The organism is Ancylobacter polymorphus (assembly GCF_022836935.1).
Lineage (GTDB): Bacteria > Pseudomonadota > Alphaproteobacteria > Rhizobiales > Xanthobacteraceae > Ancylobacter > Ancylobacter polymorphus_A.
The window spans coordinates 2,404,798-2,420,735 of record NZ_CP083239.1 but is presented as its reverse complement, the minus strand read 5'-3'; the positions used below and the strand labels follow the sequence as shown (position 1 = coordinate 2,420,735).

The window sequence follows — 15,938 nt, the reverse complement described above, 5'->3', positions numbered from 1 at the left end:
TTACTGCGCGAAGTTGAAGCGCGTCGGTGTGCCCGCGGCAAGGCTCGGCAGGAAGCTGAAATCGGACGGGGTCTTGTTGTCCACCAGCGTCGCCGCGCGGTGGCAACCAATGCAGGAACCGACGCCGCCAGAGGCGGTCGGCTGGGTGTTGTTCTGGATGTAGGTTTCCAGCGTTGCGTTGGAGAGCAGGCCGGGCACGGCATTGGCGGGATAAGGATCAAGGCGCGTTTCAAGCCCGGCCCCCCACTGGGTGCCGACGAGCTGGTAATTGGCGAGTACCGAATTCGAGTTCGCCAACGCAGTTTGCCACTGGGCGTTCAACTGCATGGTCAGATCATAGATCTGCCAGCACCTGACCACCTGCGGCCCAAGATAGAAGGTTCGCTCCCCAACGCCCGCCGGTTGGACATAGCCTTTGGCATAGGGCTGTTTCGTGTCCCAGGCGAAACTGGGAAGTTTGGACGACGCTGTGGGCTTCACATTCGTGGCGATCGGAACGGCGCTCGTCACCGGGACGTAATAGGATCCAATCCCTGCGCCCCGTGCCGCCTCGCCGCAGGAAGGCTGGTTGAGCGTCTTGCAAGAGAGAGGAGCTTTGGGATCGCAGGCGGCCGCCGCCAGCGGAGCATTGTCGATATGCTCGAAGGTCGACCAGATCCATTCCGGCAGCAGATTCTTGTTCGTGGCGTAATCGAGATTGCGCTGGATGATGTGCATGCCAACCATGCCGACCGTCACTTCGGCGCAGATCTCTTGAGTGCCGTTCACGAGGTCCTTTGCCACCGCCAGCAGCACGTTCTGGGTGATGTAGCGGCTTGCGTCGTCATTCGGCCCAAGAATGCGCCAGGCTATCTTCAGCTCCATGGCGCCGTGCAGCCCGACCGGAGCGGTTGAAACGGCGGGAAAGGCGACGGTCTGTCCGGCAGCGACAAAATTCGTCTGACCCTGGACAGTTGTCAGGGTGTTGTCCAGCTTGCCGTTGGGAGCTTTGAGATAAGCGAGCTCGATGAAGTTCAGCCGCCGCTCATAGAGCGTCCAATTGCCGTTGATGTCGATCAGCGGGACATCGGTGGAGGCCTGGTAATAGTCGTCGTTCTTCTGCGAAGGGTTGCCATTGCCGTCGCTGCCGATGGAAATGACCGGCAGGCCCGACTTATTGGCGCAGGTGGCCTGCTCCGGCGAATTGCCGAACACCTGGTTCACCTTCAGCCAGCTCTGCCACACGCGCACGCCGCCGGCGGCGAGGCCCGCAGCGGCGGGGGCAGATTCCATATTTATCATCCAGTTCAGCCCGACAAAGCTCTGCCACGACATGTTGTCGAACGGCGTCTGCGGATCACTGGCAGCGCTTGTGGGAAGCCCGCCGATGATGCCGTTATAGCCAACGCTGTTCGCGAGCATCTTGTCGGACCCGATATAGGCCGGGATGATGGAGCAGGGCGCGCTGGTGTCATTGGCGCAGAACTTCGCCGCCGGCACATAGGACGACTGGCTGTAGGCATATTGCGCGGCGGCGGTGGTGAGGCCGACCGCTCCGGCGAGGCACAGCATGGTGAGGGCACGCATGGTTCTTCTCCCCGCAAAGGTTGCAGGGAGTACCATTACACCATTATGGCACGGTTCGCACTCTTAAGTTGCATGCGCCGGAACGCGCAATTGAGCTGAAACGCCCCTCAGAACAGCATCTGCGCCAGCAGCAGCGCCGCGATCGCCCACAGCGCGCCGGCCACCCAGCGATTGCCCCGCCCCTCCGCCCGGCCGATGGCCTCGGTGCTGGCGGGCGAGAGGGTGAGCCCGTCGCGCGTGGCGGCGTCGAGCTGCACGGCGATGCGCTGGCCATGGGCGATGAGTTCCGGCAGCGTCTGCAGCGAGCGGCCCACCGCCCCGATGCCGACCGCCACTTCCTCGATTCGCCCGGCGGGGCCGAGATTGCGCTCAATCCAGGTCCGCACCACCGGCTCTGCGGTCTTCCACATGTCGAGCTGCGGGTCGAGGCTGCGGGCGACGCCTTCAACCACCACCATGGTCTTCTGCAGCAGCAGCAGTTCCGGCCGCGTCTGCATGTCGAACAGCGCGGTGACCTCGAACAGCAGGGTCAGCAGCCTGGCCATGGAAATCTGGTCGGCGCGGCGCGAATAGATCGGCTCGCCAATGGCGCGGATCGCCTGGGCGAAATCCTCCACCGAATGGTGCGGCGGCACATAGCCGGCCTCGAAATGCACCTGCGCCGTGCGCAGCCAGTCGCGGGTGATGAAGCCGAACAGGATTTCCGCGAGGAAGCGCCGCTCCTTGTGGCCGAGCCGGCCCATGATGCCGCAATCCACCGCCACCAGCTTGCCGTCGGCATCGACGAACAGATTGCCGGGGTGCATGTCGGCATGGAAAAAGCCGTCGCGCAGCGCGTGGCGCAGGAAGGACTGCATGACGATCCGGCCGAGGCGCGGCAGGTCGTGGCCGGCGTCGCGCAGCGCCTGCAGATTGTTCAGCTTGATGCCGTCGACCCATTGCGTGGTCAGCACCTCGCGCCCGGTGCGGTCCCAGTCGACCGCCGGCACGCGGAAATCTTCGTCTTCGCCGGTGTTCTGCGCCAGTTCGGACATGGCGGCGGCTTCCAGCCGCAGGTCCATCTCCATCGACACCGAGCGCGCCAGCGTATCCACCACCGCCACCAGCCGCAGCCGCTTGCCCTCCGGCGAGGTGCTCTCGCCGAGCCGGGCGGCGCGGTAGAAGGAAGAGAGGTCGATGCGGAAGCGGCGCTGCACATCCGGGCGCAGCACCTTCACCGCGACGCGGCGGGCGGTGCCGTCGGGGTCGATCACCTCGCCCTGATGCACCTGCGCGATCGAGGCGGCGGCGAGCGGCGGGTCGAGCCGGGCGTAGACCTCGGCGACTGGCCGGTCGAAGGTGCGGGCGATGGTCGCCTCCGCCACCGCCTGCGGAAAGGGCGGCATGCGGTCCTGCAGCAGTTCCAGGTCGCGGGCGAGCTGCGGGCCGACCACATCCGGGCGGGTGGCGAGGAACTGGCCGAGCTTCACATAGGACGGGCCGAGCCGCGACAGCGCGGCGCCGAGCCGGGCGGCGCTGGAGGCGGGCCCCCGCCGCGCGATCAGCCCGGCAAGCGCGAACAGCGGCTCGGAACCGGGCGGGCGCACGCCGGGGTCGATGCGCGAGGCGACGCCCTCGCGCGCCATCACGAAGCCGGCGCGGGCGAGGCGCAGATAATCGCCGAGAGGAGTGGCCACGGCGCTAGATCCGTACGCCGGAATGCAGCGCGACAATGCCGCCGGTCAACGGCTGCCACGCCACGCGCCGGAACCCCGCCCCGCGCATCAGGTCGGCGAAGGCTTCCGGCGGGGGGAATTTGCGGATCGATTCGACGAGATACTGGTAGGACTCGGCGTCCCCGGTCACCAGCTTGCCCATGCAGGGGATCAGCTTGAAGGAATAGGCGTCATAGATGGCGTCCAGCCCCGGCACGTCGACGCGGGAGAATTCCAGCACGAAGCAGCGCCCGCCGGGCTTCAGCACGCGCCGCATCTCGGCAAGCGCCTTGTCCATGCGCGGCACGTTGCGGATGCCGAAGGCGACGGTGGCGGCGTCGAAGCTCTTGTCGGCGAAGGGCAGCGATTCAGCGTTGGCCTCGACGAATTCCACGCGGTCGGCGAGGCCGAGCCCCTGCGCCCGCTCCCGCCCGACGCCGAGCATGCCGCCATTGATGTCGGCGACGACCGCGCTTGTGCCCGGCCCGCCGGCTTCCACCGTGCGGAAGGAGACATCGCCCGTGCCGCCGGCGACATCGAGCAGGCGGAAGGCGCGATCGCTCTTCGGCGGGCGCAGGCGGGAGACCAGCAGGTCCTTCCACACCCGGTGCAGGCCCATCGACATGAGGTCGTTCATCAGGTCGTAGCGGCGCGCCACCGAGTGGAACACCTCGTCGACCATGCGCTGCTTGGCGTCCAGCGGCACGGTGCGGAAGCCGAAATGCGTGTCGGCGCCTTGCTGTGTGTCGCCAATCACGTGTGTGTCGCCCGCCATGGCTGCGCGGCTCCCGCGTTCGATCCGAAATCGGGCCGGACCATAGCGGAGAGGCCCCGCGCCTCCAAGCCGCCGGCCGGGAGCCGCGAGCAACCCAGCCCTGCGCGGGCGGCTAGCCGCGGCTGCTCCGAATCAGTCCCGCCCGCTCACGCCGGGCAGCGGACATAGACCATGGTGCCGTAGCGGCCCGCCACTTCCGGGTCGAGCCATTTGAGCACCAGAACCTGCCCGTCGAAGCGCACCACTTCGCGGTCGGAGCGCGCGCCCGGCGGCTCGTCCGGCAGGCCGATATAGATCGGGCCGTTGCCGACCTGCTTCGACACCACCTCGGAGGGGGACGAATCGTCGGCGAGATACATCATGAACCCGCCCGACGGGCCGATATTGATGACATAGGGCTGCCGGCAGCCCTGGCGGGCCTGCGCCTCGGTGCGCGCCGCGTCCTCCGGCCGGTGATAGGCGGCCAGCCCCCATTTGCCTTCCACCTGCTGCGCCGTGATCGGCGAGGTGAACTGCGGGCGCGGCGGCTCGATCGGCTGCGGCGACGGCGCGGAGGCGCAGCCGGCCAGCAGGGCGGCGAGAGCGGCGGCCGAAGCCAGGCGGAGGACAGGGCGGGACAGGTTCATCGAGCACTCCGGAACGGAAGGCCAAACAGGCGGATAGCAGCGGTTAAGCACCAGCCCGCCATTTCAGATCCATGTATCGGGCATAATGAATGGTCTTTACGCCAGAAGACGAGCCGAACATAGTCCGCCCGCGCCCCGCCGTCGAACTCTCCCAGCCTTCCCGGCGAGAAAATGGACCGCGCCGGGCCGGAGTGAGTGACGTGACCGATTTCCTGATCCGGCCGGCGAGCGACGCGGATGGCGATGCCATCGCCGCGCTCATCGCCGCCGCCTTCGCCGAATATGAGGGCTGCGTGTTCGACCGCGCCGCCGAATTTCCCGAGCTCGACGCCATCGCCAGCCATTTCGCCGGACGCGGCGGCACCATCTGGGTGGCGCAAGCGGCAGAAGGCGTCATCGGCTCGATGGCGCTGGCTCCGACCCGCGACCCCGATGCGCCGGCCGGCGGGCAGGAGATCTTCAAGGTCTATGTCGCCCGCACCGCCCGTCGGCGCGGCATCGCCCGCACCCTGTTCGACACCGCGCTCAGTGCCGCCCACGCCGCCGGCGCGCCGGAAATCCGGCTATGGACCGACACGCGCTTCACCGACGCCCACCGCTTCTATGAGCGCTGCGGCTTCACCCGGGACGGGGTGGCGCGCGAGTGCCACGACCTTTCCGCCACCTGGGAATATCTCTACCGCCTGCCGCTCGCGGCCGGCCGGAAGGTCGAAGGCTGAACCTCCATGTGGCAGGCAACCCTTCGACGTGCCGTGCTCAACGGGCCCGCTCTGGTGGCCATCGCCGCCATCGGCCTTCTGTCGATCATGGACGGGGTGATCAAATATGTCGCCGTCGCCCATGGCCCCGGCCAGATCGCGATGCTGCGCTACGCCATCGGCGCGCTGGCGGCGGGGGCGGTGTTCTTCGCCTGCCGCACCCCCTTGCCCGGCCCTTCCATGCTGCGCCCGCATCTGTGGCGCTCCGTGCTGGTGTCGATCACCGCGCTGACCTTCTTCTACTCGCTCTCCGTGCTGCAGCTCGCGGTGGCGCTGGCGCTGTCCTTCAGCTCACCGCTGTTCATCGCCCTGTTCGCCGCGCTGTTCCTCGGCGAGCGGCCGGGAAAGTCGATCCTGCTCGCCATCGCCCTCGGCTTCGCCGGCGTTCTCGTGGTGCTGTGGAACGAGCTCGACATGAGCGCGGGCGGCAGCCTCGCCAATGGGCCGGGCGTGCTTGCGGCGCTGGTGGCGGCGGTCACCTATGCGCTCGCCATGGTGACGCTGAAGAGCCGCGCGGCGCGCGACCCGATCCCGACCATCGTGCTGCTGCAGAATGGCTTCGCCTGCTTGCTGGTGTCGCCGCTCGGCGCCTGGCAGTGGGTGCCGGTGTCGGGGGATGCGGTGTGGCTGTTCGTGCTCATCGGCGTGCTCGGCACAATGGGGCATCTGGGCATGGCCTGGGCCTATGGACGCGCGGATGCGAGCCAGCTCGGCGTGTTTGAATACACCTCCTTCCTGTGGGCGCTGGTGATCGGGCTGGTGGTGTTCAGCGAAATCCCCTCCCCCAGCACGCTCGCCGGCGCCGCGCTGATCGCCGGCGGCGCGCTCATCGCCTCGCGGCGCAGCCATTTGCAGGAGGCCGAAGTGGAAGTCGGTCCGTAGGCTGCGCTTCCCGGCGCGGGGCTGGACCCCGCGCCGCAAGGCGGTAGGTTAGGCCGCGACACGCCCGCCCCTCCCCTCCTCGTGCCACCCGGAGTTTTCCGATGCGCCCCCAAAAGGCCGCGCCGTTCCTCTCGGCGCCTCTCCTGCGCCGGCGCGCGGCGCTGGTCGCCCTCGCCGCCCTCGCGCTGCTGCCGGCGCTGCCGGTCGGCGCGGCGGAGCCGATCCGCATCGGCGAACTCAACAGCTACAAGGCGCAGGCCGCCTTTCTCGACCCCTATCGCAAGGGCATGGAACTGGCGCTGAAGCAGGTGAACGACGCCGGCGGCGTGCTCGGGCGGCCCCTTGAGCTGATCTCCCGCGACGATGGCGGCAATCCCGGTGACGCGGTGCGCGTCGCCACCGAATTGCTGACCCGCGACAAGGTGGACCTCCTCACCGGCACTTTCCTCTCCCATGTCGGGCTGGCGGTGGCGGAGCTGGCCAAGCGGCGCAAGGTGTTCTTCCTCGCCGCCGAGCCGCTGAGCGACAAGCTGACCTGGGCCGACGGCAACCGCTACACGTTCCGCCTGCGCCCCTCCACCTATATGCAGGTGGCGATGCTGATGCCGGAGGCAGTGAAGGCCAACCGCAAGCGCTGGGCCATCGTCTATCCCAATTACGAGTACGGCCAGTCCGCCGCGCAGACCTTCAAGACGCTGCTGAAGGCAGCGCAGCCGGATGTGGAATTCGTCGCCGAACAGGCAACCCCGCTCGGCAAGATCGACGCCGGCCCGGTGGCGCAGGCCATCGCCGACGCCAAGCCGGACGCGGTGTTCAACGTGCTGTTCGCCGCCGATCTCGCCCGCTTCGTGCGCGAGGCCAATACCCGCAAGGCGCTGGACGGCACCTTCGTCGTCAGCCTGCTGTCGGGCGAGCCGGAATATCTCGACCCGCTGAAGGAAGAGGCGCCGATGGGCTGGATCGTCACCGGCTATCCCTGGTACGCCATCACCATTCCCGAACATCAGGCGTTCCTCGACGCCTATCGCGCCGCCTATGGCGACTATCCCCGCCTTGGCTCCATCGTCGGCTACGCCACCATCAAGTCGCTCGCCGCCGGCCTCGCCAAGGCGGGCAGCACCGACAGCGAGAAGCTGGTCGAGGCGTTCGAGGGGCTGAAAGTGGATGGCCCGTTCGGCCCCTTCACCTACCGCGCCAGCGACCATCAGGCGACGATGGGCGCCTTTGTCGGCACGCTGGCGGTGAAGGACGGGCGCGGGGTGATGGTCGATCCCGTCTATATCGACGGCGCAAGCGTCCTGCCCTCGGACGCCGAGGTGAAGAGCCTGCGCCCGGCGGCGAATTAGCGCGGCGGGCGGGAAGACGCGATGTCGTTTGAGTCGCTGCTGTTCCAGGCGGTCAACGGTTTCGCCTCGGCCTCCGGCCTGTTCCTCGTCGCGGCGGGGCTGTCGATCATTTTCGGCGTCACCCGCATCGTCAACATGGCGCATGGCTCCTTCTACATGCTGGGGTTGTACCTTGCGGTCACGCTGGCGCCCCGGCTCGGTGAGATGTTCGGCGATGCGCTCGGCTTCTGGGGCGCGATCCTCGGCGCCGCGCTGATCACGGCGGCGCTGGGCGCGCTGGTGGAGGTGGTGCTGCTGCGGCGCATCTACGCCGCGCCGGAACTCTACCAGCTGCTGGCCACCTTCGCCCTGCTGCTGATCCTCAGCGACGCCACCCTCGCTTTGTGGGGGCCGGAGGACATTCTCGGCCCCCGCGCGCCGGGGCTGACGGGGACGGTCGAGCTCCTCGGCCGGCGGCTGCCGGATTACGACATTTTCCTCGCTCTCGTCGGTCCCATCGTCCTCATCGTCCTCCACATCGTACTCACGCGCACCCGCTTCGGGCGGCTGGTGCGGGCGGCGACGCAGGACCGAGAAATGGTCGCGGCGCTGGGCATCAACGAGGCGGTGCTGTTCACCGCCGTCTTCGCGCTCGGCACCGGCATCGCCGGCTTCGGCGGCGCGCTGCAGATGGCGCGCGAGCCGGCCAATCTCGCGCTCGACCTCTCGGTTCTGGGCGACGCCTTCGTGGTGGTGGTGATCGGCGGGCTGGGTTCGATCCGCGGCGCCTATCTCGCCGCCCTGCTGGTCGCCGAGGTGAAAGCGCTGTGCACCGCACTAGGGGTAGTGGAGGTGGCCGGCTTCACCTTCAACATGTCGCGGCTGACCCTGGTGGCGGAATTCCTGGTCATGGCGGTGGTGCTGGTGGTGCGCCCGCACGGCCTGTTCGGCCGGCCGCTGCCCCCCGCCGCCCGGCGTAGCGAAATAGAGGCGCCGCTCACCCCGCTGGGACAGCGGGGCCGGCTTGTCGTGCTGGCGGCGCTGGTGCTGTTCGCCGCCGTGCCGCTGTTCGGCCTGGTGTCCAGCTATGCGCCGGTGCTGGCGCTCGACATGGTGATCGCGGCGCTGTTCGCCGCCTCGCTGCACCTGCTCATGGGCCCTGGCGGCCTCGCCTCCTTCGGCCACGCCGCCTATTTCGGCCTGGGCGCCTATGGCACCGCCTATGCCGCGACCGTGCTCGGGCTGTCGACGCCGCTCGCCTTAGGCGTTGGAATCCTTACCGCTTCTGCCGGCGCCGTGCTGTTCGGCTGGTTCTGCGTGCGGCTGGAGGGTGTGTATTTCGCCATGCTCACCCTCGCCTTCGCCCAGATCGTCTGGTCGATCGCCCATCAATGGGAAGAGGTCACCGGCGGCTCGAACGGGCTGTTCGGCGTGTGGCCGGACCCGCCCTTCGACAGTGCCAACGGGCTTTATCTCGCCGCGCTGGCGGTCACTGTGCTCGGCCTCGTGCTTCTCCGCCGCCTCGTCTTCGCCCCGCTCGGCCTCGCCTTGCGGGCGGCGCGGGATTCGCGGCTGCGGGCGGAAGCCTCTGGAATCGCGGTGGAAAAAGTGCGCTGGCTCGCTTTCGCTGTGGCCGGCACGCTGTGCGGTGCGGCGGGCGGGCTGTTCGCCTTCGCCAAGGGGTCGATCTCGCCGGAGGCGATCTCGGTCGGGCGCTCGATCGACGGGCTGGTGATGGTGCTGCTCGGCGGCGTGCACAGCCTGATGGGCCCGCTGCTCGGCGCCGGCGGCCTTACGCTGCTGCAGGACATGGTGATGCGCGAGAGTCCTTATTGGCGCGGCCTGCTCGGCCTGCTCATCCTCGCGCTCGTACTCGCCTTCCCCTCCGGCCTCGCCGGCGGGCTGCGCCGCGTGCGGAGCGCGCCATGAGTGTCGGCACGCCCGTCCTGGAAATCTCAGCGCTGACAAAGCATTATGGCGGCGTGCGAGCGCTGGACGGGGTGAGCTTTACTATTGCGCCCGGCGAATTGCTGGCGCTGATCGGCCCGAACGGCGCCGGCAAATCCACCTGCTTCAACATCGTCAACGGCCAGCTGCGGCCGGATGCCGGCGAGGTGCGGCTCAAGGGCCGCGATATCACCGGCCTCGCCCCCCGCCGTATCGCCCGGCTGGGCGTGGGCCGCACCTTCCAGGTCGCCAGCGTCTTCGGTTCGATGACGGTGCGGGAAAACGTGCAGATGGCGCTGATCGCCGCCCGCGGGCAGGTTTTTCGCCTGTGGGCGCCGGCACATCGCATGGCGCGCGAGGAGGCGCTGGCGCTGCTGGAACAGACCGGCATGGCCGCGCAGGCCGAACGCCCCGCCGCCACCCTCGCCTATGGCGACGTGAAGCGGCTCGAACTCGCCATGGCGCTGGCCGGCAACCCCGGCCTCTTACTGATGGACGAACCCACCGCCGGCATGTCGGGCGACGAGCGGCAGGCGATGATCGCGCTGGTGCGCAGCCTCACCCGGGCGCGGGATCTCGCCGTGCTGTTCACTGAGCACGCCATGGATGTGGTGTTCGGCCATGCCGACCGCGTGGTCGTGCTGGCGCGTGGACGGCTGATCGCCAATGGCGGGGTCGAAGAGGTGCGGAACGACCCGGCGGTGCGCGCCGCCTATCTCGGGGGTGTCGCGCCCGCGTCGAGCGAGGCGCCATGAGGTCGGACCCGCCGATTCTGGAAATCGAGGGTCTCGACGCCTGGTATGGCGAGGCTCAGATCCTGTTCGACCTGTCCTTCCAAGTGGCGCCCGGCGAAGCCGTCGCGCTGGTCGGGCGCAACGGTGCCGGAAAGTCGACCACGCTCAAGGCGATCATGGGTCTTGTCCGGCGGCGGGCGCGCCGGCTGAGCTTCGGCGGCACCGACCTTATCGCGCTGCCAACCCACGCCATCGCCCGCCTCGGCGTCGGCTATGTGCCGGAGGATCGCCGCATCTTCACCGAACTCACCGTCCGGGAAAATCTCGACCTGGGCCGCCGCCCGCCTCTGCCCGGCGCCGGCCGCGCCGCGTGGACGCTGGAAGCCGTGTTCGAGCTGTTCCCTCAGCTCGGCGACATGCGCGAGCGGCGCGGCGGACAGATGTCGGGCGGCGAACAACAGATGCTGGCCGTGGCCCGCGCGCTGATCGGCAACCCGGCGCTGCTGCTGCTCGACGAGCCCTCGGAAGGGGTGGCGCCGATCGTGGTCGAGCAGATGGGCCGGGCGCTGGCGCGGCTGAAGGCGAGCGGCCTGTCGCTGCTGATCTGCGAGGAGAATTCGGACCTCTGCGCCGGGCTCTGCGACCGGGTTCTGCGGATCGAGCAGGGCGAACTGCGCGGACCGGCGCCGGCGCCACCGCCCTAGGCCGCCCCACCACCACGCGAGTGCTTCTATACGCACAATTTGCTCTTGCGTGATGGCCGGGCTGTGCTCTGATGCGATGACGGTATCAGAGGGAGGCATCGTCATGAACAGCGAGGGCGCGTACCAGCCGGACGGCGCCAGCGTCCGACCCGGCGCTGCCTATCACGTCGACGCACAGGTCGGCTTTCTCATCCGCGTCGCCAGCCAACGCCACACCGCGCTTTTCGCGGCGCGGATGGTCGAAGGGCTGACGCCGCCGCAATTCGCCGCCCTCGCCAAGCTGCGCGAGATCGGCCCTTGCTCGCAGAACCAGCTCGGGCGGCTGATTCATCTCGATGCCGCCACTATCAAGGGCGTGGTCGACCGGCTGGAGGCGCGCGCGCTGCTCTCTATAACCGACGATCCGCGCGACCGCCGCCGCCGCACGCTCGACCTGTCCGCCCGTGGCCGCGAGGTCGCCGATGTCGCGATCCGGGTGGCCGAAGAGATCAGCGCGGCCACGCTCGAACCGCTAACCCCGAGCGAACGCGCGGAAGTGCTGCGGCTGCTGCGCAAGCTCGGCTGAGCCGCGCCCTCGCGGTCAGGAACGTCCAGTGGCGGCAAGCAGAACCTGCCGCAGCGATTTTTCGATCTCGCCGCCGCAATAGGCGTCGCCATAGAGCTGGCGCGAACGCTCCCGCAATGTGGTGAGGGCGGGAATGGCGGCGACACGCCGCGTCAGGCCGGCGATTTGGGGTGCATTCTCATCCAGTAGCGCCTCAATGGCAGGAAAGCGCTCGCCCATCGTGCACCATAGCGTGCTGGTGACAATGTCGGCGACGCCCGGCTCCGGGGTGCCGAGCAGCGTGCCGCGCTCCGCCGTCAAGCCGTGACGCCGGCCCATCGCCTCGCCGATCCGCATCCAATGGATCAGACGGGGAATGAAAGCCTCCCAACGCGCGCGCGTCCACATCTGCCGACCGCCATCCAGCGTCACCTCGTCCAGCACGTCATTGGCATCATTGACCACTTTCGCCGTCAGCGCCCGCCGGGCGGGATCGTCGGCGATGAGGCCGAGACTCTCGCCGAGATAGATCGCGATGGCCGGCATCTGCGACAAGGCAAGGCCAGTGGCGCGCTCGACAAGCACCGGTGGTCCCATGAAGGCAATGGGCTGGTCGGTCGGATCACGCTGCATCAGCGCTTCGATCTCCCCCGCCCCATGCTCGTCCCAGCTCTTGCCGGCATGGGCCAGAAGCCCCCGGATGAACTGGCCGCGAAACGGCAGCGGCCAGTAGTAGAAATCATAATCGCTCACGCCAACGCCTCCTTCTGCCGGCAATCTCCGGGCAGAAAACGACGGCCGGCGATGTTGGTTCGATCCGGCCGGCGCTCGCACCGTGCGGCCCGGTGCCGACAAGAAGCGGCCGCCGCTGCGGCACAGCGACGGCCAGGTGGGTCTTCGGGGAGGAAGCAGGCAGCGCGCGGCGGCTCAGCCCCGCGCCTCGTCGTGGCGGCCGGATTCGTAGAGGAACCAGGTCCGGCGCTCGGTCTCGTCGATCCAGTTCTCGATCAGGCTGGCACTGGCAACATCACCATGCTCGTCGCACAGCGCGTGGGTGGCGCGCAGGAAGCCGGCGAGCGCGATATTGTCGCTGCACAGTTCGGCCAGCATGTCCTGGGCGGTGACAAAATCGGCGTCATTGTCGTCGAGCCGCGACAACCGGGCGATGTGGCCGACCGAACGCAGCGTTACGCCGCCGAGCTTGCGCACGCGCTCGGCGATGTCGTCGGTCATGGCGAAGAGCTGATCGCCCTGCTCGTCGAGCATGAGGTGATAATCGCGGAAGTGCGGGCCCGAGAGGTGCCAGTGGAAGTTCTTGGTCTTGATGTAGAGCGTGAACACGTCGGCCAGCAGCGTGGTCAGGGCACCGGCGATGTCGGCGACGGCGTTGGAAGGCAAGGCGGTGGGAGTCCCCAGCGGGGCGAGGCGGCGCTTCTTGGTAGCTTCGATGTCCATAACAGGCTCCTGAGGCTCGGTGCGGGGGCGCATGGGTCGAATACAGGACAAGCGTCAGCATGCGCCCCGAAGCGGCGCTCGTCTTGTCGGTTTGAACGGCGGCGGCGGACCGGCGCTAGCGCGGTAGCGGCTGGCCCTTGAGGGCTTCGAACACGCAGCCCATCATGGTGTCGGCGTCGAACGGCTTGGCGAGGAAGCCGGCGGCGCCCGCCTCCTGCGCCCGCCGCTTCACCCGCTCCTCGGGAAAGCTGGTGATGAAGATCACGGGAAGGGCGACGCCCCGCGCCCGCAACGCCTCGAACAGTTCGATGCCGCTCATGGTCGGCATCTGCACATCGGTAACGAGGCAGGCCGTGCGCGGCATCGTCGGCGAGGCGAGAAAATCTTCCGCCGACGCGAACACCGTCGTCTTGAAGCCGAAGGACCGGACAAGGCTGGAGGTGGCCACGCGCACCGACTCATCATCATCGACGATGGCGATCATCGGAACTTCAGACACGGGGGCATTCCTTTCGCGGTCAAAGCGGCACGCCTTGGCGCGTTCCCTGAAGGATGGCGCGAATGGTCCGGGATGCAAATCATACGGAGGTTTGCAATTTAAGCCTTTGTGATGCCAAGGCCGAGCGTTTCGGCCATCCGCACCAGATCCGCCAAGGACTTAGCGTTCATTTTGCGCATCACATGGCCCCGGTGGATCTTCACGGTGATCTCCGACAGATTGATCTGCGCCGCCACCTGCTTGTTCATCAGCCCTGAGGTGACGAGCGCCATCACCTCCTTCTCGCGGGCGGTGAGCGACTGATAGAGATCCCGGATGTCGGTGGCTGCCTTGTTGGCCTCGCTCTGCCGGCGGTCATGCTCGAGCGCCGTCGTGACCGCATCGAGCATGTCCTGGTCGCGGAACGGCTTCGTGAGAAAGTCCACCGCGCCCGCCTTCATCGCCCGAACGGTCATCGGGATATCACCGTGACCGGTCATGAAGATGATGGGCATGTTCATGGGCGAGGCGGCGATCTGGGCCTGGAAGTCCAGCCCGCTCACCCCCGGCAGGCGGATGTCGAGCACCAGGCAGCGCGGCGCGGCGGGCGGCTTGGCGGCGAGCAGTTCCGCCGCCGAGCCATAGAGTTCGACCCGCAGCCCGACCGAGCGAAACAGGCTGCTCAGCGCCTCGCGCAACGCCTCGTCGTCATCGACGACGATCACTGTCGGCGCGGGCGCGGCGGCGGGCGGGCGGCTGGACGAGGTATGCGAAATCACGGCGCCGGCTCCTTCAGTGCGGGCAGCTTGACGGTGAACTTCATCCCGTGATCGGGATTGGCGGCGAAGGCTATGCGCCCGCCATGGGCCTCGATGATCGAGCGGCAGATCGACAGCCCCATACCGAGCCCCTCCTTCTTCGTACTGTAGAAGGCGGTGAACAGATGTTCCGCCCCATCGCCGTCCACGCCGATGCCGGTGTCGCGTACCTCCACCGTCACGCAGCCGGGGCCGCCGGCCATCGCCTCCTGCCGGGTCGTGACCGCAAGGCGCCTTGCCCGGCCGGAAACGCTGGCCATCGCCTGGATGGCGTTCATCATCAGGTTGATGACCACCTGCTGCAACTGCACGCGGTCGCCGGAGATGGCCGGCAGCGCAAGCTGAAGGTCGAGCTGGACGGCGACATGGTGCGAATCCGCCTCCCGCTCCACCAGCGTCAACGCGTCCTCGACGACGTCGTTGAGGTTGAGCGCGACATGATCGGGATCGTCGCGGCGGGCCAGCGCCCGCAGCCGGGCAATCACATTGCTGGCGCGCCGTCCGTTGCTGATCATCCGCTCCACCGAGGCACGCGCCTCACCAAGGTCCGGCACATCGCGCCCCAGCCAGCGCAGGCACGCCTCGCCATTGGTGACGACCGCGGCAAGCGGCTGGTTCACTTCATGGGCAATGGAAGCGGTAAGTTCGCCCATGGTCGCCACGCGCGCGGCATGGGCAAGCTCGGTCTGGGCCTTTTGCAGCATGGCTTCGGAGCGTTTGCGTTCGGTGATGTCGTTATTGGTCTCCATAACAGCAACCGGGCGGCCGGATTTGTCGCGTTGCAACGACCATCGGCTGAGCACGGTGACCTGCGCACCGTCGCGCTTGAAATGGGTCAGCTCGCCTGCCCATTGCGAGTCCGCCAGCAGCGCCGCGTGGATGCGCGCCGGCGTGTCAGGAAAGCGGGTGCGCAGCAGGCTGGCGACCGTCTGGCCCAGTGCCTCCGCCCGGCTCCAGCCATAGAGCTCCTCGGCGCCGTGATTCCAGTAAGTGATCCGGTCGGCGAGATCGCGCACGAAAATGGCGTCGTGGGTGAGATTGAGCAGGTTGGCCTGCTCTCGCAGCGCCGAGGTCACTTGCTGGTTGCGCAAGGTGAGCAGGCTGGTGATGAGGATGGCGGACAGGCTGACGATCAGCCGCACCAGCGCCGAGCCCTCCCAGTCGTCCTGATGCACGATGAAGAAACTGGTGAGCGTCAGCGCGATGCAGGTGCCCGAGACCGCCAGCACGCCGCGACGGCCAACGAAATGCGCCGATGGCATGATGACGGCGACGTAGAGAACGGCGATGGCGGTATCGAGCGGCGTGAGCGTGTCGACGGCGAAGATCGGTGCCGCCATGACGACGGCCAGAGCCGGAAAGAAATACGGTGATTTTCCCGTCATGCCGCCTGGTACCTCCCGCCGCCCTGACGTTCCGTCAGACGGCGCATGACGGTTGAAGGTGCTGATTAAAGCTATCCTGTTCGCACGGTCCAGCGCAGATGCGGCGCGGCCGCCGGTATCTTCCCGCGCGCAGCTCCTGGGCTTAGAGGTATTTTTATAGTCTATCCCGCCCCGGCGCGGTGCCGTCGCGGCGATGCCTCCTTCGGTATCTCCGGGCGGCTCGCCGTACATACCAAGGTATGAAAGC

At 67.9% G+C, this 15,938-nt stretch carries 16 protein-coding genes; 7 read left to right on the top strand and 9 right to left on the bottom strand.

The features are described from left to right. The 4 genes from K9D25_RS11445 to K9D25_RS11430 form a co-directional block, all read right to left on the bottom strand. Positions 1 to 1,566 carry a hypothetical protein gene (locus tag K9D25_RS11445; protein WP_244375255.1) on the bottom strand — a complete coding sequence of 522 codons (1,566 nt, stop codon included), beginning with the start codon at positions 1,564 to 1,566 and terminating at the stop codon, positions 1 to 3. Positions 1,567 to 1,673: 107 nt separating this feature from the next. Continuing rightward, a complete protein-coding gene (ubiB, locus tag K9D25_RS11440) occupies positions 1,674 to 3,242 on the bottom strand; it encodes a 2-polyprenylphenol 6-hydroxylase (RefSeq protein WP_279613734.1) in 1,569 nt (522 codons plus the stop codon). A gap of 4 nt (positions 3,243 to 3,246) precedes the next feature. Then, positions 3,247 to 4,035: a bifunctional demethylmenaquinone methyltransferase/2-methoxy-6-polyprenyl-1,4-benzoquinol methylase UbiE gene (ubiE, locus tag K9D25_RS11435; RefSeq protein ID WP_244375254.1), complete on the bottom strand. Its 789-nt coding sequence runs from the start codon at positions 4,033 to 4,035 to the stop codon at positions 3,247 to 3,249. Positions 4,036 to 4,181: 146 nt separating this feature from the next. Beyond that, on the bottom strand, positions 4,182 to 4,661 hold the full coding sequence (locus K9D25_RS11430) for a hypothetical protein (RefSeq protein ID WP_244375253.1): 480 nt from the start codon (positions 4,659 to 4,661) through the stop codon (positions 4,182 to 4,184). 200 nt (positions 4,662 to 4,861) lie between these two features. On the opposite strand from K9D25_RS11430, the gene K9D25_RS11425 reads away from it, so the two are divergent. The 7 genes from K9D25_RS11425 (at position 4,862) to K9D25_RS11395 (ending at position 11,576) form a co-directional block, all read left to right on the top strand. Beyond that, positions 4,862 to 5,380 carry a GNAT family N-acetyltransferase gene (locus tag K9D25_RS11425; protein WP_244375252.1) on the top strand — a complete coding sequence of 173 codons (519 nt, stop codon included), beginning with the start codon at positions 4,862 to 4,864 and terminating at the stop codon, positions 5,378 to 5,380. Positions 5,381 to 5,386: 6 nt separating this feature from the next. Further along, positions 5,387 to 6,301 carry a DMT family transporter gene (locus K9D25_RS11420; protein ID WP_244375251.1) on the top strand — a complete coding sequence of 305 codons (915 nt, stop codon included), beginning with the start codon at positions 5,387 to 5,389 and terminating at the stop codon, positions 6,299 to 6,301. A gap of 101 nt (positions 6,302 to 6,402) precedes the next feature. Continuing rightward, positions 6,403 to 7,647, top strand: a complete 1,245-nt coding sequence (locus K9D25_RS11415) for an ABC transporter substrate-binding protein (RefSeq protein WP_244375250.1) — start codon at positions 6,403 to 6,405, stop codon at positions 7,645 to 7,647. A 21-nt stretch (positions 7,648 to 7,668) separates the two neighbouring features. Then, entirely contained in the window at positions 7,669 to 9,555 is a 1,887-nt protein-coding gene (locus K9D25_RS11410) for an ABC transporter permease (protein WP_244375249.1), read from the top strand. Then, complete coding sequence (locus K9D25_RS11405) at positions 9,552 to 10,328, top strand: ABC transporter ATP-binding protein (RefSeq protein WP_244375248.1); 777 nt, start codon at positions 9,552 to 9,554, stop codon at positions 10,326 to 10,328. Before K9D25_RS11410 ends, K9D25_RS11405 begins: the two co-directional genes overlap by 4 nt. Next, complete coding sequence (locus tag K9D25_RS11400) at positions 10,325 to 11,011, top strand: ABC transporter ATP-binding protein (protein ID WP_244375247.1); 687 nt, start codon at positions 10,325 to 10,327, stop codon at positions 11,009 to 11,011. Before K9D25_RS11405 ends, K9D25_RS11400 begins: the two co-directional genes overlap by 4 nt. A 103-nt stretch (positions 11,012 to 11,114) precedes the next feature. Next, entirely contained in the window at positions 11,115 to 11,576 is a 462-nt protein-coding gene (locus K9D25_RS11395; RefSeq protein ID WP_244375246.1) for a MarR family winged helix-turn-helix transcriptional regulator, read from the top strand. A 15-nt stretch (positions 11,577 to 11,591) separates the two neighbouring features. Here K9D25_RS11395 and K9D25_RS11390 read toward each other — a convergent pair whose 3' ends face one another. From K9D25_RS11390 to K9D25_RS11370, 5 genes are all read right to left on the bottom strand, one after another. Beyond that, positions 11,592 to 12,308, bottom strand: coding sequence for a glutathione S-transferase (locus tag K9D25_RS11390; RefSeq protein WP_244375245.1), 717 nt, complete (start codon positions 12,306 to 12,308; stop codon positions 11,592 to 11,594). Positions 12,309 to 12,482: 174 nt separating this feature from the next. Next, positions 12,483 to 13,010, bottom strand: a complete 528-nt coding sequence (locus K9D25_RS11385; RefSeq protein WP_244375244.1) for a Dps family protein — start codon at positions 13,008 to 13,010, stop codon at positions 12,483 to 12,485. Positions 13,011 to 13,125: 115 nt separating this feature from the next. Further along, on the bottom strand, positions 13,126 to 13,509 hold the full coding sequence (locus K9D25_RS11380) for a response regulator transcription factor (protein WP_370874154.1): 384 nt from the start codon (positions 13,507 to 13,509) through the stop codon (positions 13,126 to 13,128). Between the two features lie 98 nt (positions 13,510 to 13,607). Beyond that, the gene (locus K9D25_RS11375) at positions 13,608 to 14,264 is read right to left on the bottom strand and encodes a response regulator transcription factor (protein WP_244450852.1); all 657 of its coding nucleotides are present in this window, start codon (positions 14,262 to 14,264) and stop codon (positions 13,608 to 13,610) included. Further along, positions 14,264 to 15,691: a two-component system sensor histidine kinase NtrB gene (locus K9D25_RS11370; RefSeq protein ID WP_244375243.1), complete on the bottom strand. Its 1,428-nt coding sequence runs from the start codon at positions 15,689 to 15,691 to the stop codon at positions 14,264 to 14,266. The genes K9D25_RS11375 and K9D25_RS11370 overlap by 1 nt, the downstream gene beginning before the upstream one ends. Between the last annotated feature and the right edge of the window lie 247 nt (positions 15,692 to 15,938).